Here is a 23,315-nt window from a genome sequence, read left to right on the forward strand (position 1 = left end):
TGTTAAGGGAATGATAAAACTAAGCCGAAACATGTGTCACAAAACAGAGTTCTAGCATTTTATAAAGTTCCGGGTGTTTTCTTTTAAACAATGCTGGACGTTCAAAGAAGTACTCAGAAGCCACGGCAAAGAATTCTATCTCGCTAGTACCTCCGTATTTCCTTATATCTGACTTATCATTATTTATAGCATCCATCTCCTTATACATAAGGTCTAACCAAGGAGCAATGTTTTCTTTACCGAGCAGATATTCTGGTATGCCATCAGTTACTCCATCCATCTTATCTAGCAGGTGCACAAATTCATGAACCGCAGTATTTCCTTTGTCAGTTTTATTTGTAAATCCAAACACTAGCGCTTTACGCGATAAAATCATATGATTCTCAAACTGCCCAGACCCCACCATACCACCTATGATACGATTTTCTCCCTCAGAGTGAAACTCTAAGTCTGCATTAAAATAATCTGGATATATCAAAACCGTGTCAAGATTATTATAGTGCCAGTCTCCAAAGTTAAATATAGGAATCACCGCACTCGCAGCGACAAATATCTTATCTCTATCTGTAAGCTCAAATTGAACAGCTTCCACATTTACCTCCGCTAGAAAAGCCATCATTCTCTTTTTAAAAAACGCTTGCTTTTTTGGAGTTAGTTTCTGGTAAAACAACACCTCATCACTCAATATCTTATCCCATACCGCAGGAAATTCTTGTGGGATACGCTTTCGCGAAAGCGTAAAAAGACCAAAGCCCATAAAAATAAAAAGAGCTACTCCAGCTATAAATAAAATCATTTGCTAAAAATACACCATCCTACTCTTGCTCGCTCATAAATTGTATAATCTCATCATACCTATTATTTGAACCAAAAATATATTGAGTAATCATAGGAACATGCTTTTTGTCTAGCGTGATCCTGCGTGCATTTGGTTGAAATTTAACAAGCTCTTCTTTAAAGCGATTATTTGCTACCGTAATAGATGGATACGTTTTACTGCCTACATAACTGAGTATAGGTGGCGTTTCATCATTTATGAAATATATAGGCGATGCATCTTTCCACAGCTCAGGATTAGTTGTCCATGTAGTGTCATAATTATTACTTACCTCTGGCTCGTTCTCGCTCAAGTAATGATACATATCAAGCCCCGCAGCATCATTGAGAATAATTCCAGAAATATCTTCTTGATTAATATTATACTTAGGATTCATTACCGCCAGTGCAACAAGGTGCCCACCAGCGGAATGTCCCGTCACAAAAATCTTATTTGGATCTCCTCCATAACGAGCCGCGTTTTCCTTTGTCCACGCTATTGCTTCTGCGATTTGAGCAGCTTGATCATCATAAGTAGCATTAGGACTTAAGGTGTATCCTGGCAATACAGCAAGTATATCTTTTTGAGCAAAATTACGACCTAACCACCAGTATATTTCTTTTTTACCTTGATTCCAGTTACCTCCGTGTACATAGATAATTACAGGAACTTTCTTATTATCGCCAGAAGGCTCATAAATATTAAGCGTAGGTGCCTCAAGATTTTCTGCTTGACTAGTAGTTATAGTTTCCGCTCCTAGATAAGAGATGTTTTTATGTTTAGTACTTGAACAGCTCAACATTGTTACACTTAGGATTGCAATTGTTATATAGATATATAGACGCATATTTTTTTGAGCGAAGCTACTTTAGAATATTGCAAATGCGTGTTAAGCATTTGGTAAGTAAATATTATAATTGTCACAATTAGTGAGAAGGATGAGATATACAGATATCTTTCGTGTGAGCGACCTAACACAGCTTCCGATACTAAAAATTAATCCAATTTCGCATACATTGAAAAAACACTATCATAAGGATTAACAAAATGCTCCGAATTTCTTTCATAAAAGTTTTTTGGAGATTCAAAACCTTCAATTATGTATGCTTTACGCACTAGAATACTTAGCCTCTTATTTTTAAAAACCGTCCATATAAGATCTTCGTCATAACTAGGGTCTACAAAGCTATCTGGGTTTTTTATTAGCCCCTCCCTGTATGGCTGCAACATGCCCCCAAGATCCATAAACTCTATTAATTGCCCATCCTCTAGACTCATCCATATAAATTTTCGATGAAGCCAGCCTATTCTATATGAAGAACCATATATTCTACCTCCCTTATATCTCTCATCATAATCGTCGAATATTTTAAAGTTTTTTGTAATTGACATCTTAAAGTAAAAATGTCGCTTAATTTTTACTAAGTCTAAATCTGTTAAGTCATCTACTTTTAATGGAGCTTCGATAGGGTCTAGATAAAAATTGAATTCTTTAACTTTTCTAGAGATATTGAGATAGAGCTGGTTATCTATTATTTTAAAATTAGAAGGAACATCCAAATAATTAGGAGTCCAAAATAAATCTTTCACAGATTGAGGTAAAACGAAACCACCGCAAGAATACCAGCTCTTTAACTATTTCATAGGATTCTCCTCCTCTGATTTGGGACCAGCAATTGATGAATTTTGTATTTGAGTAGACGGTCCCATGAGAAAAGCCCTCTACAACGAAGTAATCATACTTCATACCCTCTTTACTATAACTTTTCCTATTCAATTTTAATAAGTTTATTAATTAGACGATTTTTTTTGCATTCAAAAACTTTTTCGAGGCAAAAGCTATTTATCTCATGATCGCTAAAAGATTATATTCGATTTTACATAGCGCATAAAAAAGTACGCAATATCTCTCAAATACCAATTAAATCTCAAACTCATCTAAAAACAAAAAACCCGATCAAAAGATCGGGTTTTTAGTGGTGCCTCCAGGAATCGAACCAGGGACACATGGATTTTCAGTCCATTGCTCTACCAACTGAGCTAAGGCACCTAAATATTTTTAGGTTACTTACGTTTGTAACTCGAGTTTTCTAATTATTATTAAGATAACCTCTAGTAGCTTTCGTAAGCGGTTGCAAATATAAAACCTTTCTGAACTCTGGCAAGTATTTTTTCAAATAAAATTCATTTTTTTTGAAATTAATTTCACACCGACAATCATGTAAATCTCATTCAAAATCATAAACTATCTGTTCCTCATACACTTCCGATGGCAAAAGGATTGTTGAAGGAAAATGTGAATGTGATGGAGAATTTGGAAAATATTGTGGCTCTAAGCACAATCCCGGACTTTCTAAAGCTAAATAGCCTTTTTTACCACTAGCAAGCATAATAGATTTTGCACTAAAAAATTGTAATCCTGGTTGCGTGCAATGCACTTTTAAAGTAATATCGCTATCTGGAGCCCACACCTGAGCTGCAAGCCTGAGTTTATTGGGTGTTTTATCTAACGCATAGTTTAAATCAAATCCTTCGTCAGCATCTCCCACGGCTTTCACTTCAGTAAAATCATATGGAGTGCCCGCAACCGGCAATAAGTGACCCGTAGTTATCATATTACCATCCAGCTCAGTATACGAGGCGCCATGTATTTGCAACTTATGATGTACAACAGCCTTCTTTACTCCACTACACAAGTTAAAATAATCATGCCTGGTGAAGTTTGCGATAGTTGGCTGGTCTGTAGTAGCACTTAATTGCATTTCTAGTCGTAGGCCCACAAGCTTAAAAGTAATTTGAACTTTCAAATTACCTGGGAAACCTTGATCACCATCTTCACTATCTAGAGAAAGCTCTAAGCTGTCATCCTTCATTACTGCATCCCAGACACGTTTATCAAAACCTTTAATACCTCCGTGAAGTTGGTTCTCTCCTTCATTTACTGATAACGCTATTTTTTTACCTTCAATAACCACTTCTTTCTTAAGTCTGTTTGCATTGCGCCCTATAAAACTCCCTAGATACGGATGTGGAGCTTCATACTCTTGTAAAGTATCAAAACCTAAAACAACATCTACTGTACCAGCAGTTTCATTTGGAACGTACAGCTTTTGGATAGTTGCTCCATATGTGAGTACCTCAACGCGCAATCCGAGCGGGTTTTCTAAAATAAATTTAAAAATTTCTTCACCGCTAGCTGTAAAGCCAAATGATGTTTTAGTTATAGTCATATTAATGGTCTGTATGCTAATGTACATCTAGAATCCTGTGTCATCAAAACTTCAATCTAATTTTCTACGTAAGTAATTGGGAGTGGTTACGATTAAAGGTATATTCGTGTGTTTACACAACAATGTTATTATGGCAGATCAATATTACGACCCAAAAGATTTAAGAAAATTCGGAAAAATTACGGAGTGGAGTGAAGAGTTAGGAACTAAGTTTTTTGACTACTACGGTAAAGTTTTTGAAGAGGGAGCACTCACTGCGCGTGAGAAATCGCTCATCGCGCTTGCCGTTGCCCACACAGAGCAGTGCCCATATTGCATAGACGCATATACTAAAGACGGCCTACAGAAAGGAATCACTAAGGAAGAGATGATGGAGGCTGTACACGTAGGTGCCGCTATAAAAAGTGGTGCGACGCTAGTACACGGCGTGATGATGATGAATAAAGTAAATAAACTAGACGGATAGTTTTACGCTTTCGCGAAAGCGTACTCATACAGATTTCCAACCAAAAGAAATCAACACTACAAACGACAAACATTTTTAAATGTCAGCAACAAAATCACTGAAGAAAGAAGGTAGCGAACTCGCACAAGCAAACAAGCAGATAGAAATTTTATCTAATGGTATTTTTAAAGATGAACTACCTACGTTTGCTAAGAAAATAAAGGAGACCAACCAGCTACCGTTACGCCCTAACAAGCTAGAAATACTCCAAATTAACGTGGGGTACATGTGCAACCAAGTGTGTGATCACTGTCACGTAGATGCTGGCCCAGATCGCAAGGAGATTATGACTTGGGAGACTATGGAGCAATGTCTCGAAGTGATACGCAATACTGGTGCTCACACGCTAGATCTTACTGGTGGCGCTCCAGAGATGAATCCGCATTTTAGACGTTTTGTAGAAGAAGCGAGTAAGGCGGGGATTAAAGACTTTATTGTGCGTTCTAATCTTACTATTATACGTGCAAATAAAAAGTACTACGACCTTCCAGATTTCTTTAAAAAACACAACGTACACGTCATCTCATCTATGCCACACTGGACACGTGGAAAGACAGATAAGCAACGCGGTGATGGTGTTTTTGATAAGTCTATAAAAGCATTACAAGAGCTTAACGAGCGTGGCTACGGTATGCCAGGAAGCGACTTAAGACTAGACCTAGTTTACAATCCATCTGGAGCTTTCTTACCGGGAGACCAAGCAAGTATGGAGAAGGATTTTAAAAAGGCACTTATGGAGGATTTTAATATCCAGTTCCACAACCTTTTTGCAATCACAAACTTACCTATAGCACGATTTTTAGATTACCTCATCGCATCAGAAAACTATGAGGATTATATGTATCAACTCGTAGAGGCATATAACCCTGCCGCAGTAGAAAATGTAATGTGTAAAAACACAATCTCAATAAGCTGGGATGGTTATTTATTTGATTGTGATTTTAATCAAATGCTAGAATTGCCAGTCGCGAGTAGTGTAAAGCACATAAAAGATTATAATGAAGATTTACTTAATGATCGCAATATTATGATCTCTCAGCACTGTTATGGTTGTACTGCAGGAGCAGGAAGTAGTTGTCAAGGAACCGTTGCTTAATACGTAGAAAATCACGACACCAAAAACCGCCATACTCATATTTGCTCAAACAGCAACTACAGAAGCTTCTCGTAAGAAGCTTGGGCAGTCTGTGGCTTTATTTAAAGAGCTCAATAGGCAAACTATTACTACGGCACGCAAGACAGGAATCCCCTACGTTCTTTTTTCTGAAAATGAGCAGGTAGGGAACACCTTTGGCGAGCGTTTTACAAATGCGCTTACAACAGTTTTTGAAAGTGGTTATGACCAAGTTATAACCATAGGTAATGACACTCCGCACCTTACGGCGGGGCATATTCTTTTAGCGCAAGAAAAGCTTAAACAGTCTACGCTTGTTATTGGCCCCAGTACAGATGGCGGTTGTTATCTAATGGGGATTAAAAAGAACCATTTTAAGCCTGAGCAGTTTAAAAATCTACCGTGGCAGTCTAGTAAACTGGGTGCAATTATTTCTGATACGCTTTCGCGAAAGCATACAAACCTTTACCTCCTTGAGACGCTCTCAGATCTTGACACATTTGCAGATTTACAGCAGATTTTAAAAGAGGCTTCTACATTATCAAAAAGAATATTACAACTTATACAAAACATAGTAAATCAAGGTGTTTCTCTTGGTTATTACACTACCAACCGATTCTTTGAGTCGCTCACTAAAAGCCACTTTAATAAAGGTTCACCGTCATTAGTTCGTATTTAGATCTTGTAAGCCACAACAGTTTACAGTTATTCTTAGATTTTCTTATTTACCAACTAATACACTCAGATGAAATCATTTTATCTTAGTATGCTCTTGCTTTTTACAGCAAGTTTGTATGCTCAAACTACCGTTACCGGAACCGTCACAAGCGCAGAAGATAACACTACAATACCTTTTGTAAATGTCCTTGTAGAAGGCACAAATCAAGGAACTATTACAGACGAAAATGGTGCTTACTCCATCACCATACCTACGGATGCATCCGTTTTAAAATTCTCTTCGCTCGGTTATAGCTCACAATTAATTACTGTAGCTGGCAGAACGCAAATAGACGTAACACTAAACATCTCGCAGGAGGGACTTGACGAGGTGGTAGTAACCGCTCTAGGCGTAAAACGCAACACAAGAGAACTAGGTTATACAGTACAAACCATCAATGCAAAAGATATAGACGAGGTAAAGTCTGTAAACTTTCTGGACAACCTTTCTGGTAAGCTTGCTGGTGTCACCATCACGCAAGGCGCAACCGGTGTAGGCTCTTCATCACGCATAAGCATACGTGGAGAAGCTTCGTTTTCTAATAACAATCCGTTGTTTGTAGTAGATGGTGTACCTATTAACAACAACACTGTTTTTAACTTCACAAATGAAGCAGCCGCAGGTTTTCAAGAAGTAGATTTTGGGAACGGCGCAATGGAAGTAAATCCAGATGATATTGCTTCTGTTTCTGTACTTAAAGGCCCAAGTGCAGCAGCACTATACGGTACGCGTGCGTCAAATGGAGTCATTGTTATAGAAACTAAAGATGGTAGCAAGAAAAAAGGACTTGGTATAAGCATTAACTCTTCTATCTTTTTTGACAGTGCTTTCCAACTTCCAGATTTTCAAAACGAGTATGGTCAAGGACAAGGAGGCGTTTTTGAATATGTAGATGGCCTCGGAGCAGGAATCTCAGATAACATTACGTACTCTTGGGGACCTAGGCTAGATGCTGGAAATTTAATTCCGCAGTTTGATAGTCCGGTGACACTTGCAGATGGAACGATTGTACGTGGTGGAGATACGGCTTTATACAATGGACTTGCCATCACTCCTACTGAATTTAGGTCAAACCCAGATAACCTAAAAGACTTTTATGAAACTGGTGTAACCACCATAAATAACGTATCTGTCTCTAGCGGATTTGATAAAGGTGATTTCCGTATATCTTTTACAGACCTACGTAGTGAGTCTATCATCCCTGGTGTAAACTTAGATAGACAAACCATCGCAACAAAACTCAACTTTAAGCCCACAGACAAAACTAAAATTAAGGCGAGCATTAGTTATGTAAATTCTGGTAGTGATAACCGCCCATCAAACGGATACGGAAGTGAGAATGTAAATTACTCACTCGTAGCCTGGGGACCTCGCTCTCTTAATATAGACAGCCTACGTGATTACTGGCAGCCAGGTTTAGAAGGCGTGCAGCAGTATTCTTTTAACTACACCTTCTTTGATAATCCATTTTTTATTTTAGAAGAAAACAGAAACTTTTTTAACCGTGATCGCGTTTTTGGAAACATTGCCCTTACACAAACACTCGCCAAAAATCTTGACCTTACCATACGCACAGGGATGGACTACAGTAGTGAGAAACGACAGTTTTTAAGAAACTTTAGTTCTAACCGTTTCCAGAATGGTGGCTATGCTGAGCACGATGTTTTTTATCGTGAGATCAACACAGACTTCTTACTTAACTATGACAATAAGTTTGGCGACTTCTCGCTAGATGTAAGTCTTGGAGGTAATCGCTTATCACAGGTAGCTTCTACAAAACAAGTGCAAACTACAAATCTTGCACAACCAGGCATCTTTAACCTTAACAATGCTGCATCACCTATAGAAGCATTCCAATTTGAATCTGAAAAGCGTATCAACTCATTTTACGGAGTGGCAAAATTGGGCTACAAGAACTTTTTATATCTAGATGTTACTGGACGTAATGACTGGTCAAGCGCACTTGCAACACCTTTTAGTGCAGATAACACTTCGTTTTTCTATCCTTCGGCTAGTTTGAGTTTTATAGGATCTAACGTTTGGGAACTTCCAGAAGCGATAAGCTACTTGCAACTAAGAGCAAGTGTTGCTCAAGTGGGTAATGACACTAATCCTTTCCAAACTTCTGGAGCGTTTATCGCACAAACTCCTTTTGAAGGGCAGCCCACCTTTAGCGCACAAAACTTTATCCCTAATGCAAACCTAAAACCAGAGCAAACTACATCGTACGAGATAGGTACAGACATACGTTTCTTTAAAGACAGGTTTAATATAGACTTCACCTACTACAACGCCCTTACCAAAGATCAGATTATCTCCTTACCTATTGCTATTTCCTCAGGCTTTAATCAGCAGGTGGTAAATGGTGGTGAGGTACGCACTTCGGGTATCGAGGTCATTGCAGGCATCACTCCTATCGTAAATGAAAACTTTAGATGGAACACGACCTTTAACTTCAGCACCAATAAGTCTGTAGTTGAGAGTCTACCGCAATCTGATGGTCGTCTTACGCTTGCCTTTAGCCGTATTTATGACAGCGCAAACCAGACCGTATTTTTTCAAGTAGAAGAAGGCGGGGAAGTTGGCGATATTTATGGAACAGGCTACCTACGTAATGACGATGGTGATTTTATCATTGATAATAATGGTCGCTTTATTGCAGATAACAATCTCAAGAAAATAGGAAACTACACCGCAGATTTTAATCTAGGGTGGAACAATGATTTCCGTTACAAGCAGTGGAGTGCCTCTTTCTTATTTGACTGGCGTCAAGGTGGGGATATTGTCTCTAGAACGCGAGCGCTAGGTAATGTAGGCGGCCAACTAGCAGAAACAGCTTTCCGCCCAGAAGAGGGAATTATAGCACAAGGAGTTGTAAACACAGGTACTGCGGCAAATCCAAATTTTGTTCCAAACACCACGGCAGTTTCGGCAGAGAGTTATTACCGTCAGTTTTATGACCGTAACCACGAAGAAAACAACATTTATGACGCATCATTCTTAAAACTTCGTCAGTTTTCTATAGGATATTCATTCAAGCTTAAAGATGGATTTATCGGTCTTAAAGAAGGTGTAGACGTCAACCTTTCACTTATAGGGCGCAATCTTTTTGCTATTACAGAAAATCCACATTTTGACCCTGAGCAACTCGCAGTACAAGGACAAGGATTTGTAAGCGGTGTAGAAGATTTGAGCTACGCTACAACAAGAAGCTTCGGATTTAAGGCAGGATTTAACTTTTAACGCTTTCGCGAAAGCGTAACATAAAACATTACAAATGAAACAATTTTTATACATCACTTCCCTCCTGCTTTTACTCGGAATGAGCAGTTGCACAGAAGATTTTGAAGAAATAAACACCAACCCAAATGACCCCGTAAGCGTGCAACCTAGCTTGTTATTGCGACAAGTTATTTATGACTACGGAGAGCAAATGAGCTATGAAGGTTTTGTGGCTGGAGATTTACTATCGCAGCATAGAACGGCTCTTGACTTTAACCTCTTTGATCGTCACGCTTTGAAATCACCTCAGTTAGGTGGAAATCCTTGGCCTATATTTTATACGAATTTAAGAGACAACGAGATTATCTTACAGCAGGCGCAAACTAATGTGACCTTTGCCGTGTATGAAGGTCCTGCACTTATCTTAAAGGCTTATATCGCTGCTGGGCTTACAGATCTTTTTGGCGATGTTCCTTACTCAGAAGCGTTTAATGGAATAGATGGGACGGTAACGCCAGCTTATGACACGCAGGAGGCGATATATACTGGAGCAAATGGTATTCTGGCAAATCTAGATGCAGGAATTGCTGCTATAGAAGCTTATGAAGATGTGATCCCGCTAGAAGGAGATATACTTTATGGTGGTGATTTACAAGCTTGGGTACGCTTTGCAAACAGTCTTAAAATCAAACACCTTTTACGTATCTCAGATCGTGTAGATGTAAGTGCAGATTTACAAGCGCTGGTTAATGAGGACAACTTTATAACTAGTAATAGTGATAATGCTGTTTTTAACTTTAGCAATACAGAGCCTAACAGTTTTAGACTTGCACAATTGCGTGTGGGCGACTTTAACAACTTTGTGCTCTCAGAAACGATGGAAACAATTCTTGTAGACCTTGAAGACACGAGGCTTAGTACGTTCTTTAGACCAGCATCAAATACTGACGATTTTAACGGGCTTATAAATGGAATAGATGCAACCTCAACGGCTGCCGTGCTAGGAGACTTATCGCTTGCAGGTACTGCTTTTAGAGAAGATACCTCTGTGCTAGATGCCAACTTTATGACGGCTTGGGAAACTTCGCTAGCTCTAGCCGAAGCTGCCCAGCGCGGACTTATCACCGCAGATGCGCAGGCACTTTATGAGAATGGTGTCACTCTCGCTTTTGAATACTGGCAAACACCATTACCAGCAGATTATCTTACTGGTAATGCTGCTTTCAATAACGCAGATAGTTCGCCGCTAGAGCAAATACTTACTCAGAAATGGATTGCAAACATCATAAACGGCTATGAAGGTTGGATAGAATATAGACGTGCCGGTTTTCCTGCGTTTATGGATGTGCAAGCAAGTCTCAACGACGGTTTAATTCCCGTACGTATGCCTTACCCATCTGAAGAAGAGGCGCTCAATGCAGATAATTATCAGACAGCATTTGATGCCACAGATGGCAATAGCCTTAATGTACGCGTGTGGTGGGATGTAGATTAATGAATTGTGGGAGGGTACTGCGGACATCTCCCCTAGCCCCTCTTCAAAGAGGGGAACACAAGAACCAAGCTTTTGCAAAGCAAAAGCGATTACAACTAGTTAAGTAATTACTATATGAATGTAGAAATCTGGCAATGGGGATTAATTATAGCATCGAGTGTGTTGATGTTTGTGCTGTCCCCGCTTGCCAAAAGTCCTGATGAGTTTTTTAAGGCTACGCATCGTAAGAAGTCTCCTAATGTCTGGATGCTTACGGGTAGTCTCATTATCTCGTGGATTTTTGCAAAGAGTATAACCAATGCTGCCAACTTAGGCCTGAGTTTTGGTATTGTGGGTGGTGTGGCTTATGCGGGTTACTACCTCTCCTTTGCTGTGGCTGGTGTGATTATCTACCATATGCGCTTGCAAGGTGGGTTTACAAGTATACATCAGTTTCTGACTTCTCGGTTTGGAAAAGGAGCGATGCGCTTATTTTCTGTGCTTATTGCCATTAGGCTTTTTAATGAGGTGTGGAGTAACACGATGGTGATAGGTTCTTATTTTGGAGAAATGGGAAGTGCTCCTTACTATTGGGCGATTCTTGTATTTACCATACTCACACTGGCTTATGCGCTCAAGGGCGGATTGAGCAGTTCTATATTTACAGATGTGATACAGATGGGATTATTTTCCATACTGCTATGTGTGATTTTATGGAGTATATTTTCGGTAGATGATTTTAGTGTGAAGGAAGTTGCAACTTCTGGAACGTGGAGTTTTGATCTTGGTCTTAATTTACTTTTTGCAGCCTTGTTGCAGTCATTTTCATATCCTTTTCACGATCCTGTATTAACAGACAGAGCTTTTTTAAGTTCGCCTAAGGTTACTCTACGTAGCTTTCTAATCGCCTCGGTATTGGGAGCAGCTTGCATTATCTTATTTAGTGTAATAGGTGTGTATGCCCAGTCACAAGGAATGGCAGGTCAAGCCGCTGTAGAAGTGGGTAAAGCTTTTGGCGTAGTCATATTACTAGTGATCAACTTTATTATGATTACCTCGGCGGCATCTACGCTAGATAGTACATTCTCCTCATTTTCAAAGCTACTTTCAGTCGATTTGAATTTGGGTAAAAATCTTTCGTTTGGGAGATTATCTATGGCGATTATTGCTGTTTTAGGAACCATTCCAGTATTTCTTAATGCAGAGATTTTGAGTGCAACAACCATATCTGGAACGATGGTTATTGGACTTACGCCAGTATTTTTATTTTGGCGAAAGCCAGCCCCAAAAATTAGTTATTACTTGAGTGTAGTGACGGGTATTATTTTTGGCTTCATATTAGTTTTTGATGCCTTACCATTATCATTACAATTTACAACAGGATCTTATGCTGCGCTACTCTGGACCAACGTCTGGGGCATCACAGCCTGCACCTTATTATACCTCATACCGCGATGGATAAAAAGATAAAAAACATAGGCAAGCTCACTGGTAAAGTTCTCCTTTATGGCGGTGTGTATAGCAATCTACAAGCGCTAGAAAAACTAAAATCTATTGCAGAGCAACAAGGGATTGCTCCAGAAAATTGCATCTGCACCGGAGACATTGTGGGTTATTGCGCGCAGCCAGAAGAAACCGTTCAACTCTACAAAATATGGGGAACACACGGTATCGCTGGTAATGTAGAAAAGCAACTGAGTGAGGGCGCAGAAGATTGTGGATGTGACTTTAGAGAAGGATCGCGTTGTGATGGTTTTAGCCAGCTGTGGTATCCATACGCACAAAGCAAGCTCTCTAAGAATTCGCTAGAAACCTTAGAAACGCTTCCAGAACATATTACATTTACCTATACTGGTAAAAAGGTGACGGTTGTACACGGCTCATATAATCATATTTCTGAATTTATATTTAAATCTACGCCTTGGGAAATAAAAGGCTCAAATTTTGATACAACCCAAAGTGATGTGATCATTGCGGGACATTGCGGCTTGCCTTTTCATACGGAGCAAGAAGATAAACTCTGGCTCAACCCTGGCGTGATTGGGATGCCAGCAAATGACGGCTCTACCGAAGTCTGGTATGCCATTCTAGATGACACTTCTGGCAATCTTAGCTATGAACATCATACATTTGCATATAATTACAAGCTCACGAGCCAGTTAATGCAAAACGGCTTACTGCCAGAAGAATATGCACGTACCATCGTAACTGGCATCTGGGACAACACAGAAATACTGCCGCCTGTAGAAAGTGGCTTGCAGGGATTTGGTATAAAACTATAAGACGTGAACACTAAGAATATCGCTTACATATTACTTCTATTGGTTTCGGCAGCTTCATTTGGACAGTCAGATATGGATGTGCTCTTAAAACAGTACAACACGCGCTCTGTTCCTTATATTTCTGTGCAAGAACTCAAGATGGAAATAAGTGATTATTTAATTTTAGACACTCGTAAAAAGGAAGAATTTGATGTGAGTCATATCCCTGGAGCAGTGTGGGTTTCTGAGAAAGTGAATGATAGTATGTACGCTTTCGCGAAAGCAAAAAAAGATCAACCTATCGTCGTTTATTGCTCTGTAGGGATACGCTCAGAAGATTTTGGCGAGCGACTAAAGAAAAAGGGATTTACAAACGTTCAAAACCTTTACGGAAGCATATTTGCTTGGAAAGATGAAGGCTACGAAATTGAAAACAATAAAAATCAACCAACCGACTCTGTTCACGTATTTTCCAAAGTATGGGGAAAGTATTTAAAAACAGGACATAAAGTTTACTAGATGAATAAATATATACCACTCATTTTTATAGGACTCACCATAGGAGGATTTGCTTTACTAGCCTATCATCTTACTAATGAGACATCCACTTGGAAAGACTATCTTTCTAGCATTCTCATTATTATTGCAAATATTGGGATGTTTATAGCCATTAAAAAAAGTGACCAGTGGACAAAAAAAGATGACGAGTAATGACTAGAAAAAAAGTTCTTTTCATCTTTATCATATTGATAATACTATTGATTGTAGTCACTGTAAGCAAATTACATTTTGACAATCTAAGTTGGGCAAATAATTCAAGTATGTACCAGCAACTTATCGTGATGGCGCTCATGTTTATTTATGTTATTATAAATTATAGAAAATTAAAATGACAAAAAACCTACTACTAATATTCACTAGGAATCCAGAACTAGGCAAAGTAAAGAGTAGGCTTGCTAAAGGCGTAGGTGAAGAAAACGCTCTTGAGATTTACAAAAAATTACTCTCACATACTAAGGACGTAGTTGCAACTTTAAATTGCACAAAACGCGTAGGATACTCTGTGCAGGTACGCCCAGATGACATGTGGGATAATGCTATTTTTGAAAAATTTCAGCAAGAAGGTGAAGATCTAGGTATACGTATGCACAATGCATTTGAGCAAGCATTTGCAGATGGGTATGACAATATACTCATTGTGGGAAGTGATCTTTTTGACTTGCGCGCTTCTCACATAAATGAGGCTTTTGACGCACTACAATCTAACGATGCCGTAATAGGTCCAGCGCAAGATGGAGGCTATTATCTACTAGGTATGAGTAAGCTTATAAAAGGAGTGTTTTACAACAAAGAATGGGGCGGAGATACCGTATTTAAAAGCACGATGAATGATCTAGAAACGGCAAATGTTCATCAACTTGAAACCCTCAATGACATTGATTTTGCAGAGGACTTAAAACCATATGCTGAGTTTGCTCAGTATTTACAATAACAAGAAAATTTAATACGTTTAAAAAAACATATTATGGAAAAATACATCATAGAAACCGCAGAATATTTAAAAGGTAAAGGATTTGAAAGTCCCGAAATTGGTATCATTTTAGGTACTGGACTTGGACAACTTATTGATCGTGTTGAGATAGAACACACTGCGAGTTATAATCATATCCCTAATTTTCCAACGGCGACTGTAGAGTTCCACACCGGCAAATTAATTTACGGTACGCTAGAAGGTAAAAAAGTTATCATTATGCAAGGCCGTTTTCACGTGTATGAAGGCTACTCGCTTACAGATGTAACTTACCCAGTACGTGTGATGCACGCTTTAGGTATCAAGCACCTATTAGTATCTAATGCTTCTGGAGCGATTAACCTTGATTTCAAAAAAGGAGAATTAATGCTTATAGATGATCACATTAATCTTCAAGGAGGGTCACCGCTTGCTTTTAAAGGTGTAGAAAAAATGGGAGAACGCTTTGTAGATATGAGCGCACCTTATGATGCTGCTATGAACAATACGCTACGCACTATTGCAAAAGACAATGGCATAAACTTACACGAAGGAGTATATGCATCTGTAGTAGGGCCACAGCTAGAAACTCGCGCAGAATATCGCTATTTAAGGATTATAGGAGCAGATGCTGTAGGGATGAGTACCGTACCAGAAATTATCGTAGCAAATCACTTAAAACTTCCAGTGGTGGCAGTATCTGTTCTTACAGATGAGTGTGACCCAGACAACCTCAAGCCAGTAGATATTTCAGAAATAATCGCAATGGCTGGTAAGGCAGAGCCAGAGATGATTACGCTCTTTACGGGATTGATTAAATCTTTGTAAAGCACGCTTTCGCGAAAGCGGAATCTGAACCTAAAGATATCATCATTACAAACGAACTACTATCTATTTAAACAACGAGTTATGAGTTACCTTAATGCTACAAATGATCTTTATAAGGAAGCAGCACTTACACCAGATGTAGGACTTTGCTGTACTACAAATCCTATTTGGGAATTACCTGGACTAAAGATCCCAAAGATTATGCAGGAGATGAACTACGGTTGCGGAAGCACTGTAAACGCTCGTGATCTTACTAATGAACCTAAAATGCTATATGTAGGTGTAGGTGGTGGTATGGAGCTATTACAGTTTGCATATTTTAATCGTAATACAGGTGGCGTAGTGGGTGTAGATGTGGTGGATGAAATGCTAGAGGCGTCTCGTAAAAACTTTGAAGAAGCAGAAAAATTAAACCCTTGGTTCAAAAGTGAATTTGTAGATCTTCAAAAAGGAGATGCGCTTAACCTTAATGTGGCAGATAACTCAATAGACGTAGCTGCTCAGAATTGTCTCTTTAACATTTTTAAAGCCGAAGATTTAAAACGTGCCATTGCCGAGATGTACCGCGTGCTTAAACCTCACGGAAAGCTTGTAATGAGCGACCCTACTTGTGAGCAGGAAATGAATGAGGAGTTGCGCAATGATGATCGTTTACGTGCGCTTTGTCTTTCCGGAAGTTTACCCATAGCCGAATATGTAAAAGCACTTACAGATGCTGGTTTTGGAACTATTGAGATAAGAGCTCGTAAGCCATATAGAATACTTAATCCTGGAGCATACCCTACAGATGAGCTCATATACATTGAGTCTATTGAAGTAGCAGCAATCAAAGACCCTATGCCAGCAGACGGACCTTGTATTTTTACAGGTAAAGCTGCTATTTATTATGGAGAAGAAGACTTTTTTGATGATAAGCTAGGGCACATCCTTCTTAAAAATCAGCCGTTGGCTATTTGTGATAAAACAGCTGGAGCACTTGCTGCTTTAGGTCGTAATGACATCTTTATAAGTGAGTCTACTTACCATTATGATGGTGGTGGATGTTGCTAGGCCCATACTCATAAAATTACTACCCTTTTAGGTATTCAAATCTATTGAAACCTTGTAAGGATAATACAAAAGGCACAACTAAGGTTGTGCCTTTTCATTTTTGTAAATTTGTTATTATCACTTTATAATATGCGCAAATACTTAGATACTTTCTTACAATCTTACTCCGACTATTGGAGTTATTTTAAGCGTGAGATTTTCTTTGAGAATAACTGGGATAATTATTTCTGGGGATTAATCATTGTGTCTCTTGTAGTTTGGGGATTAGAAATTGCATTTCCATGGCGTAAGAATCAGAAAATCTTCCGTGAAGACTTCTGGATGGACTTATTTTATATGTTCTTTAATTTCTTCTTCCTCAATCTCATCGTATTTATCGCTCTTACAAATACAGCAGCACTCTTCTTTGATGATATTCTGGGCGTTGTAGGATTAGAATTAAGTGATTTCCAACTTTTTGATGTAGACACACTACCTTTTGGCGTAGGGCTTCTCATCTTTTTTATCATATCAGACTTTGTACAGTGGAACACGCACAGAATATTACACAGAGTACCATTTTTATGGAATTTTCATAAAGTGCATCATTCTACAAAGGAGATGGCTTTTGCAGCACAGATGCGCTATCATTGGGTAGAGCCTATTATGTACAAGTCTTTTTTATACATTCCTATTGCGATTATAGGTGGTTTTGACCTTGCATATGTCGCTATCATACATTTTGCCGCACTTACGGTAGGTCACCTCAACCATGCAAACATAGGCTGGGACTACGGACCGCTTAAGTATATTCTCAATAACCCGAAGATGCACATCTGGCATCACGCAAAAGAATTGCCTGAGCGTGTAAAGTATGGTGTAAACTTCGGACTAACATTGAGTGTATGGGATTACCTTTTTGGAACTAGTCACGTTCCTCATGATGGTCGTGATATCGAATTAGGGTTTGATGGAGATGAAACATTTCCAACGGACTTTGTAGGTCAAATCACCTACCCTCTTTCTGAAAAAGAAAAGTAGGTTATTGCATACGCTTTCGCGAAAGCGAACTAATCTTAGAAAAAATCTGATGCAAAAATTAGCTTACTTCATATTGACAGTTACATTTCTCACTAGCTGTAGCAGTTCTAAAAGTGTCACAACTCCTGCTGAACCTGAGGTTCCTATGGTGATTACCGAGTCCCGTGTTGAAATACCGCAAACGGTAATTACTGAAACAGAAAAAGTGGAAACAACGATCTCTAAACCAGAGGAAGCCGTTGAAATTGCTGTCTACAACAATGAACCCGAAGAGTTTGTTGAAGTTGAAATTATTGATGAAGTTTCCAATTTCAGTCATGACGCTTTTGATTCCATTTTAAAGAAATACGTTTCTAAAGAAGGTAATGTAAACTACAGTGGTATTAAATCTAACTGGGGTAGTTTACGTGCATATATCGCTTCCCTAGGGCAATCGCTGCCTACAGCAACTTGGTCGCAAGAAGAGAAGCTATCCTACTGGATGAATGCTTATAATGCGATGACGATAGATCTTATACTACGTAATTATCCACTTAAAAGTATAAAAGATATTAAAGATCCCTGGGATCAACGGTTTTGGAAATTAGGTGACAAGTGGTACAATCTCAATGAGATTGAGCATGGGATTCTACGTAAGATGGGCGATGCTCGTATACACTTTGGGATAAACTGCGCTTCTTTTTCTTGCCCGCCGTTGCTTAATGAAGCCTTTACACCGACTAAGGTAGATGCGCAACTAGAGATGCTTTCTCGCAAATTTATTAATGATCCTTCTCGCAATACTATCACAAGTGATCGCGTAGAAGTTTCAAAGATTTTCACGTGGTTTGCCAAAGATTTCAAAACAGATGGTTCACTCATAGATTTCTTAGATCGCTACTCAACGACTTCAATTTCAGATAACGCAAAAGTGCGTTACCGTGATTATGATTGGACATTGAATAAGTAGTAATGTTTTCACAAAACTCACTTAACTGCGCGTTAATGGGTATTGATTTTGCTTTCGCGAAAGCGATATTGTACTCTCAATAAGATATATTATGAAAAACCTCTTAAGATCACTTATCATAAGTGCCTTTGCAATCACACTGCAAAGTTGCGCTACACTAGCTGCAGGCGGAATTACAAGTCAAGGACAGCCTACTAAACAAGTAGAAGGAACTCTAACCTCAACTACTGCAAATTCTACTGTAAATGTAGATCACTCTGCCTGGGACAGGCTTCTTAAAAAGCATGTAGACTCAAAAGGAATGGTAGATTATAAAGGATTTGCTAAGGATCAAAAAGCTCTTAATGCTTACTTAGATAAACTTGCTAGCCTAGATCCTAATAATGACTGGAGCGTTCAAGAATTGCTCGCTTATTATATCAATATTTACAATGCGTATACCGTAGATCAAATCCTTAAAAATCCAAATGTTACGAGCATAAAAGAAATAGACGGTGTTTGGACTAAAGGAATCGTTACGGTGCAAAACAGAAAGCTATCCCTAGGAGGAATTGAGAATGGCGTGCTACGCAAGATGAACGAACCTAGAATACACTTTGCTATAAATTGCGCTTCTATTTCTTGCCCACCATTATTAAGAGAAGCTTATACTGCTGGAAAGATTAATGAACAACTAGAAAGAGCTACAAAGGAGTTTATAAACAGCGACAAGAATACTATCACAGCAAATAAAGTAGAGCTATCTTCTATTTTCAAGTTTTATACAAAAGATTTTTATAGAGGATCTAATGAAAGTTTAATCCCTTACATAAATAAATACAGTAATGTAGAAGTAAGAGGTGATGCTCTTGTAACTTTCAAAGATTATGACTGGGGATTAAATAACCAGTAAATAAAAACCATCTTTACTCTTTTTCCGTAGATTTGGCAACCATAAATTATTTAATGAAGCCTTCTATTTCGATTGTCATACCAGTACTTAATGAATCTGAAACGATTATTAAATTACTAGTACACTTGAAAGAGAAGGCTTTTTCATGCGATTATGTAAAGCAAATAATTGTAGTAGATGGAGGTAGCAAGGATGACACTTACCATCTTGTAAGCGGCTATAGCGATTGGAATCCTGAGATTACACTGATAAAATCTGAAAAGGGCAGAGCAAAACAAATGAATACTGGAGCGGCCATCGCCACAAGTTCAATTCTTTACTTTTTACATGCAGACTCCTACCCGCCACAAGACTATGATAGGCATATCATTGAACAAGTATCTACTGGTAACCCTGCTGGATGTTTTAAAATGAAATTTGACTCTAGTCACTGGTGGTTAAGACTCGCTGGGTGGCTTACACAATTTAAGTGGAGAGCTTGTAGAGGAGGAGATCAAAGTCAGTTTATTACTGCTGATTTATTTAAGGAGCTCGGCACTTTTGACGAGCGTTATATTATTTATGAAGATAACGACCTTATTAATAAGTTATATGCCAAACGTAAATTTGTGGTGATTCAAGAGTGGCTAACTACCTCTGCAAGACGTTATGATGAAAATGGAGTATGGAAACTACAATTTTACTTCTGGAATATTTATGTGCGTAAATGGTTTGGTGCAAGTGCAGAAGATTTGCATAAATATTATCTCAAGAAAATTTCTTAATCTGTAAAAGAATAAACCCGAACATCTCCCTTTAGAAAATCCAAAGCTCGATCAATTCTTAATTGAACTCTATTCATATAGCTAAACGCACAAAGTTCTCTTAAAATAGTACTATCTATTGAGGCAGTTATTGCAATGCAACATTGCGATACTTAATTTTACTCACATACCTAATATGGTTTAAAAACAATTGATATGAGCTTTATAAATGCAATGCAAGAACGTTATACTACAAAGAAGTATAACGCATCAAAAAAGATAGATAGTAAACATATAGAAGAGCTTAAGGAAATACTTCGCTTAAGCCCGTCTTCCATCAATAGCCAGCCATGGAAATTCACTTTTGTTTCTGACGAGGCTACCAAAGAAAAACTTTCTAAAGTATCGTGGATCAATACCGAGAAAGTCACCAATAGTGATACTGTAGTTGTTTTTAGCAGGATTAATGATCTAGCAGCTTTTGAAAAACAAATAGAAGAAGAACTACCTCAAGGTGCAGTAGATTACTATAAAGAATACCTAAAACCGTTACCAGAGCAAGAAATCAAGGCATGGTTTGACAAGCAAGTGTATTTATCGCTAGGAGTATTATTAAGCGCCTGTGCTACAATGAATATTGATGCAACTCCAATGGAGGGAATTGAACCAGAAAATTACGATAATATATTAGACAATAAAGGCTATGCAACGCTAGTAGCTGTCGCAATAGGATATCGCGATGAGGATGACTTTAACCAACCAAGTAAAAAACCAAAGTCAAGAATAGCTTTAGAGAAGGTAGTAGAAAGTATCTAACACACTAGGATTAATACATGAGTATCATTAAAAAAGGAGTCACTTTAAATAAGTGACTCCTTTTTTATAGTCTATATCTGAAGTACAGGACTAATCAAAAATAACTTCTCCTGTAAAAAATGCTTCCACATCTACAATAGGTGGCGTGTTATTCAATATCAAATTACCCGTACTTCTAAGTTCTCCTGTAATTGATAATTGGGGAGAGATCAATACATCATTTGTACCCCTATGGAAAATAGTAACATTTTGCACAGCTAAATCCTGTAGTGGCAATCTACTATCACCTTCCAGCAAGTTAATGTCTAGATTAGTCACAGCACCTCGTATAAAAAAATTAGATAACCCATTACATTGAAGTAACACATCTTCTGAGTCTAGCTCCATATCAAAATCACCATCTTTATGATAAAAGTCTTCCTCAATAAGGTCATCAGACACTAGGCGCAGAGTATTCCAACCTATTACTCCATCTCCTAAAACTGTGCTGCCGCTACTATTTCTAATTTGGCTAAGGTTTGGGTGTGACACCCGTAATATAGAAGTATCATAATCTCTCACGAGATTACATGAAGCATTATTTTTTACAATGAGCGTATTATCCTCGACATAAACCTCAAAATCTTCTAGCAGGTTTTCTCCAGTTTCTAGTAGTACTGATATCTCTGGAGCATCTTTTACAATTAATTGCACACGTTCAAAAACTATGATACTATCAAAGCTGGCTAGGTCATATTCCTCAGTGATTATGGATCCGCTTGTTTTGAGACATGATAATGTATCCTCAGTATCACATGATGCAAACCACATCATAACTGGCAACAACACTACTATTAAATATTTATTTTTCATCTTTAAAATCTATATCCTAGTCCAAATTCAACCGCCTCTGCTTTTGCTCCATGTGCTTTTACGACCATACTTCCAGAAAAGTGCTCTCCAAAAGTTCTTTTGAGGCCCAATCGATTATAAAACCTTCCTTCAAAATCGTATGGATAGTACACATAGTAGCCTAACTGAGAGACAAACGAAAGCTCGTTAAAATGCAACTCATGCCCTATAAAAACTCCAAAACGTTTCCAGTCTTCATCACCTGTAACTTCACCATCTGGAAAAGCGACAGACTCATAACGAATGAGCTCTTTTAAAAAATTTGCAAAGAAGGCATCTACTCCAGCGGTAAAACTAGACTTATGATTTATACGCTTATCTGCAAATGCCGTAAGCGTTAAGAAGCCATATCGTGGAGAATTATTTATATCACTTTGATTTGCACCACCACTCACTACGAGATTATAATGTATAGGCTCTGAGTATGCTGTTTTTTCTCCTAGTGGGATGTAATCCGGAAACTCATTTGCTTTTGGAAAATAATTAATCCCCGCAGTAAATGCCCATGTATTTGTGGAGTTATTAGGCGCTTTGAGGTTTGCGTTACTGTAGTGTATAATGGTAACCCCTGCGTGTACTCCTATATTTTTGAAGATATTATTCTGCTTGAAACCAAATTTAAGCATGGTACTACTCAACACAGTGGTACCGTAAGCGTTATTTATAAAGTTAGTCTCTCTATCATATGGATTTGTGGCAATTGCAACTCCTTGCCCTATTCTAAACTGTAATCTACGCTTCCAGTAGTAAAAGTTATAATGCGCATAAGCACTATACAATTCGCCTAGATTTTCATTTTTCATGTCTTGATACACAAAAGTGTAACCCACATCTGGAAAATTATAACGTCGCTCCCATGCTTCATACCCGTATGTCTTTCGGTTATATGCAAGCATTATCCCTTGCGGATGCTCCGTTATTAGATGCGAAATATCTGGATTATGTTCTAAGATTGTACCGTAAAAAAAATCTGCTTCAAGATCAAATGGGCGTACTTTTTCTTCTTGTGCATGTATTGCAGTAATTAGTAAACAAGAAAAGGCGATGCCTAGCTGGCGCAAGTAATTCATAAGAGGTACTGGTTAGTCTGTGAACTTACGAAAAAATGGACTTGAAGGTTTACTTTTTACTCTAATTATCGTTAAACTATGAATATTTACAAATGAATAATTATGCTTTCGCGAAAGCATACCAAAAATCACTACTCCGATAGTCGTTTTACACTAAGGAATTTCTACAAAACAAAAAAGGGATGCACTTTCGTACATCCCCTAA

General features: G+C 38.3%; 23 protein-coding genes and 1 tRNA gene. 17 read left to right on the forward strand and 7 right to left on the reverse strand.

Features of this window, described 5'->3' with window-relative positions:
• Positions 1-19: 19 nt before the first annotated feature.
• The 5 genes from KRODI_RS03095 to KRODI_RS03115 all read right to left on the reverse strand — a co-directional run bounded on the left by KRODI_RS03095 (position 20) and on the right by KRODI_RS03115 (position 4,047).
• Positions 20-796 (reverse strand): zinc-dependent peptidase, encoded by a 777-nt coding sequence (locus KRODI_RS03095; protein WP_013750114.1) that lies wholly within the window; start codon positions 794-796, stop codon positions 20-22.
• A 19-nt stretch (positions 797-815) separates the two neighbouring features.
• Entirely contained in the window at positions 816-1,664 is an 849-nt protein-coding gene (locus tag KRODI_RS03100; protein ID WP_013750115.1) for an alpha/beta hydrolase, read from the reverse strand.
• Positions 1,665-1,813: 149 nt separating this feature from the next.
• Positions 1,814-2,407: a hypothetical protein gene (locus KRODI_RS03105; RefSeq protein WP_013750116.1), complete on the reverse strand. Its 594-nt coding sequence runs from the start codon at positions 2,405-2,407 to the stop codon at positions 1,814-1,816.
• Positions 2,408-2,794: 387 nt separating this feature from the next.
• Positions 2,795-2,867: transfer RNA gene (locus tag KRODI_RS03110), tRNA-Phe, on the reverse strand.
• A 178-nt stretch (positions 2,868-3,045) separates the two neighbouring features.
• Positions 3,046-4,047: an aldose epimerase family protein gene (locus tag KRODI_RS03115; RefSeq protein WP_013750117.1), complete on the reverse strand. Its 1,002-nt coding sequence runs from the start codon at positions 4,045-4,047 to the stop codon at positions 3,046-3,048.
• Between the two features lie 130 nt (positions 4,048-4,177).
• Here KRODI_RS03115 and KRODI_RS03120 point away from each other — a divergent pair, with 130 nt between their 5' ends.
• The 17 genes from KRODI_RS03120 (at position 4,178) to KRODI_RS03205 (ending at position 21,149) form a co-directional block, all read left to right on the forward strand.
• On the forward strand, positions 4,178-4,513 hold the full coding sequence (locus KRODI_RS03120; protein WP_013750118.1) for an arsenosugar biosynthesis-associated peroxidase-like protein: 336 nt from the start codon (positions 4,178-4,180) through the stop codon (positions 4,511-4,513).
• Positions 4,514-4,592: 79 nt separating this feature from the next.
• Positions 4,593-5,648 carry an arsenosugar biosynthesis radical SAM (seleno)protein ArsS gene (arsS, locus tag KRODI_RS03125; protein WP_013750119.1) on the forward strand — a complete coding sequence of 352 codons (1,056 nt, stop codon included), beginning with the start codon at positions 4,593-4,595 and terminating at the stop codon, positions 5,646-5,648.
• A 91-nt stretch (positions 5,649-5,739) separates the two neighbouring features.
• Positions 5,740-6,345 (forward strand): DUF2064 domain-containing protein, encoded by a 606-nt coding sequence (locus KRODI_RS03130; protein WP_013750120.1) that lies wholly within the window; start codon positions 5,740-5,742, stop codon positions 6,343-6,345.
• A 66-nt stretch (positions 6,346-6,411) separates the two neighbouring features.
• Complete coding sequence (locus KRODI_RS03135) at positions 6,412-9,627, forward strand: SusC/RagA family TonB-linked outer membrane protein (RefSeq protein ID WP_013750121.1); 3,216 nt, start codon at positions 6,412-6,414, stop codon at positions 9,625-9,627.
• A 34-nt stretch (positions 9,628-9,661) separates the two neighbouring features.
• A complete protein-coding gene (locus KRODI_RS03140; protein ID WP_013750122.1) occupies positions 9,662-11,101 on the forward strand; it encodes a SusD/RagB family nutrient-binding outer membrane lipoprotein in 1,440 nt (479 codons plus the stop codon).
• 114 nt (positions 11,102-11,215) lie between these two features.
• The gene (locus KRODI_RS03145; RefSeq protein WP_013750123.1) at positions 11,216-12,550 is read left to right on the forward strand and encodes a sodium:solute symporter family transporter; all 1,335 of its coding nucleotides are present in this window, start codon (positions 11,216-11,218) and stop codon (positions 12,548-12,550) included.
• Entirely contained in the window at positions 12,535-13,362 is an 828-nt protein-coding gene (locus KRODI_RS03150; protein WP_013750124.1) for a metallophosphoesterase family protein, read from the forward strand. Before KRODI_RS03145 ends, KRODI_RS03150 begins: the two co-directional genes overlap by 16 nt.
• A 3-nt stretch (positions 13,363-13,365) precedes the next feature.
• Entirely contained in the window at positions 13,366-13,860 is a 495-nt protein-coding gene (locus KRODI_RS03155; protein WP_013750125.1) for a rhodanese-like domain-containing protein, read from the forward strand.
• Positions 13,861-14,052, forward strand: a complete 192-nt coding sequence (locus KRODI_RS03160) for a hypothetical protein (protein ID WP_013750126.1) — start codon at positions 13,861-13,863, stop codon at positions 14,050-14,052.
• 178 nt (positions 14,053-14,230) lie between these two features.
• Positions 14,231-14,833 (forward strand): TIGR04282 family arsenosugar biosynthesis glycosyltransferase, encoded by a 603-nt coding sequence (locus KRODI_RS03170; protein ID WP_013750128.1) that lies wholly within the window; start codon positions 14,231-14,233, stop codon positions 14,831-14,833.
• 33 nt (positions 14,834-14,866) lie between these two features.
• On the forward strand, positions 14,867-15,679 hold the full coding sequence (locus KRODI_RS03175; protein WP_013750129.1) for a purine-nucleoside phosphorylase: 813 nt from the start codon (positions 14,867-14,869) through the stop codon (positions 15,677-15,679).
• An 81-nt stretch (positions 15,680-15,760) separates the two neighbouring features.
• Positions 15,761-16,729, forward strand: a complete 969-nt coding sequence (gene arsM, locus KRODI_RS03180; protein WP_013750130.1) for an arsenosugar biosynthesis arsenite methyltransferase ArsM — start codon at positions 15,761-15,763, stop codon at positions 16,727-16,729.
• A 129-nt stretch (positions 16,730-16,858) separates the two neighbouring features.
• Positions 16,859-17,749, forward strand: a complete 891-nt coding sequence (locus KRODI_RS03185) for a sterol desaturase family protein (RefSeq protein ID WP_013750131.1) — start codon at positions 16,859-16,861, stop codon at positions 17,747-17,749.
• A gap of 49 nt (positions 17,750-17,798) precedes the next feature.
• On the forward strand, positions 17,799-18,698 hold the full coding sequence (locus tag KRODI_RS03190) for a DUF547 domain-containing protein (RefSeq protein WP_013750132.1): 900 nt from the start codon (positions 17,799-17,801) through the stop codon (positions 18,696-18,698).
• A 91-nt stretch (positions 18,699-18,789) separates the two neighbouring features.
• A complete protein-coding gene (locus KRODI_RS03195) occupies positions 18,790-19,590 on the forward strand; it encodes a DUF547 domain-containing protein (protein WP_013750133.1) in 801 nt (266 codons plus the stop codon).
• 53 nt (positions 19,591-19,643) lie between these two features.
• The gene (locus KRODI_RS03200) at positions 19,644-20,354 is read left to right on the forward strand and encodes a TIGR04283 family arsenosugar biosynthesis glycosyltransferase (RefSeq protein ID WP_013750134.1); all 711 of its coding nucleotides are present in this window, start codon (positions 19,644-19,646) and stop codon (positions 20,352-20,354) included.
• 195 nt (positions 20,355-20,549) lie between these two features.
• Entirely contained in the window at positions 20,550-21,149 is a 600-nt protein-coding gene (locus KRODI_RS03205; RefSeq protein ID WP_013750135.1) for a nitroreductase family protein, read from the forward strand.
• 90 nt (positions 21,150-21,239) lie between these two features.
• On the opposite strand, the gene KRODI_RS03210 is transcribed toward KRODI_RS03205, so the two are convergent.
• Both KRODI_RS03210 and KRODI_RS03215 read right to left on the reverse strand, forming a co-directional pair.
• Positions 21,240-22,001, reverse strand: a complete 762-nt coding sequence (locus KRODI_RS03210; protein ID WP_041295604.1) for a head GIN domain-containing protein — start codon at positions 21,999-22,001, stop codon at positions 21,240-21,242.
• 2 nt (positions 22,002-22,003) lie between these two features.
• Positions 22,004-23,110 (reverse strand): acyloxyacyl hydrolase, encoded by a 1,107-nt coding sequence (locus KRODI_RS03215; protein ID WP_013750137.1) that lies wholly within the window; start codon positions 23,108-23,110, stop codon positions 22,004-22,006.
• Between the last annotated feature and the right edge of the window lie 205 nt (positions 23,111-23,315).

The sequence above is a fragment of the Dokdonia sp. 4H-3-7-5 genome (assembly GCF_000212355.1).
Classification (GTDB): domain Bacteria; phylum Bacteroidota; class Bacteroidia; order Flavobacteriales; family Flavobacteriaceae; genus Dokdonia.

Bases quoted from the DNA above. Each gene is read 5' to 3' on its own strand.
- KRODI_RS03095 (WP_013750114.1), bottom strand. From the start codon at position 796: ATGATTTTATTTATAGCTGGAGTAGCTCTTTTTATTTTTATGGGCTTT.
- KRODI_RS03100 (WP_013750115.1), bottom strand. From the start codon at position 1,664: ATGCGTCTATATATCTATATAACAATTGCAATCCTAAGTGTAACAATG.
- KRODI_RS03115 (WP_013750117.1), bottom strand. From the start codon at position 4,047: ATGACTATAACTAAAACATCATTTGGCTTTACAGCTAGCGGTGAAGAA.
- KRODI_RS03120 (WP_013750118.1), top strand. From the start codon at position 4,178: ATGGCAGATCAATATTACGACCCAAAAGATTTAAGAAAATTCGGAAAA.
- arsS (WP_013750119.1), top strand. From the start codon at position 4,593: ATGTCAGCAACAAAATCACTGAAGAAAGAAGGTAGCGAACTCGCACAA.
- KRODI_RS03135 (WP_013750121.1), top strand. From the start codon at position 6,412: ATGAAATCATTTTATCTTAGTATGCTCTTGCTTTTTACAGCAAGTTTG.
- KRODI_RS03140 (WP_013750122.1), top strand. From the start codon at position 9,662: ATGAAACAATTTTTATACATCACTTCCCTCCTGCTTTTACTCGGAATG.
- KRODI_RS03145 (WP_013750123.1), top strand. From the start codon at position 11,216: ATGAATGTAGAAATCTGGCAATGGGGATTAATTATAGCATCGAGTGTG.
- KRODI_RS03150 (WP_013750124.1), top strand. From the start codon at position 12,535: ATGGATAAAAAGATAAAAAACATAGGCAAGCTCACTGGTAAAGTTCTC.
- KRODI_RS03160 (WP_013750126.1), top strand. From the start codon at position 13,861: ATGAATAAATATATACCACTCATTTTTATAGGACTCACCATAGGAGGA.
- KRODI_RS03170 (WP_013750128.1), top strand. From the start codon at position 14,231: ATGACAAAAAACCTACTACTAATATTCACTAGGAATCCAGAACTAGGC.
- KRODI_RS03175 (WP_013750129.1), top strand. From the start codon at position 14,867: ATGGAAAAATACATCATAGAAACCGCAGAATATTTAAAAGGTAAAGGA.
- arsM (WP_013750130.1), top strand. From the start codon at position 15,761: ATGAGTTACCTTAATGCTACAAATGATCTTTATAAGGAAGCAGCACTT.
- KRODI_RS03185 (WP_013750131.1), top strand. From the start codon at position 16,859: ATGCGCAAATACTTAGATACTTTCTTACAATCTTACTCCGACTATTGG.
- KRODI_RS03190 (WP_013750132.1), top strand. From the start codon at position 17,799: ATGCAAAAATTAGCTTACTTCATATTGACAGTTACATTTCTCACTAGC.
- KRODI_RS03195 (WP_013750133.1), top strand. From the start codon at position 18,790: ATGAAAAACCTCTTAAGATCACTTATCATAAGTGCCTTTGCAATCACA.
- KRODI_RS03200 (WP_013750134.1), top strand. From the start codon at position 19,644: ATGAAGCCTTCTATTTCGATTGTCATACCAGTACTTAATGAATCTGAA.
- KRODI_RS03205 (WP_013750135.1), top strand. From the start codon at position 20,550: ATGAGCTTTATAAATGCAATGCAAGAACGTTATACTACAAAGAAGTAT.
- KRODI_RS03210 (WP_041295604.1), bottom strand. From the start codon at position 22,001: ATGAAAAATAAATATTTAATAGTAGTGTTGTTGCCAGTTATGATGTGG.
- KRODI_RS03215 (WP_013750137.1), bottom strand. From the start codon at position 23,110: ATGAATTACTTGCGCCAGCTAGGCATCGCCTTTTCTTGTTTACTAATT.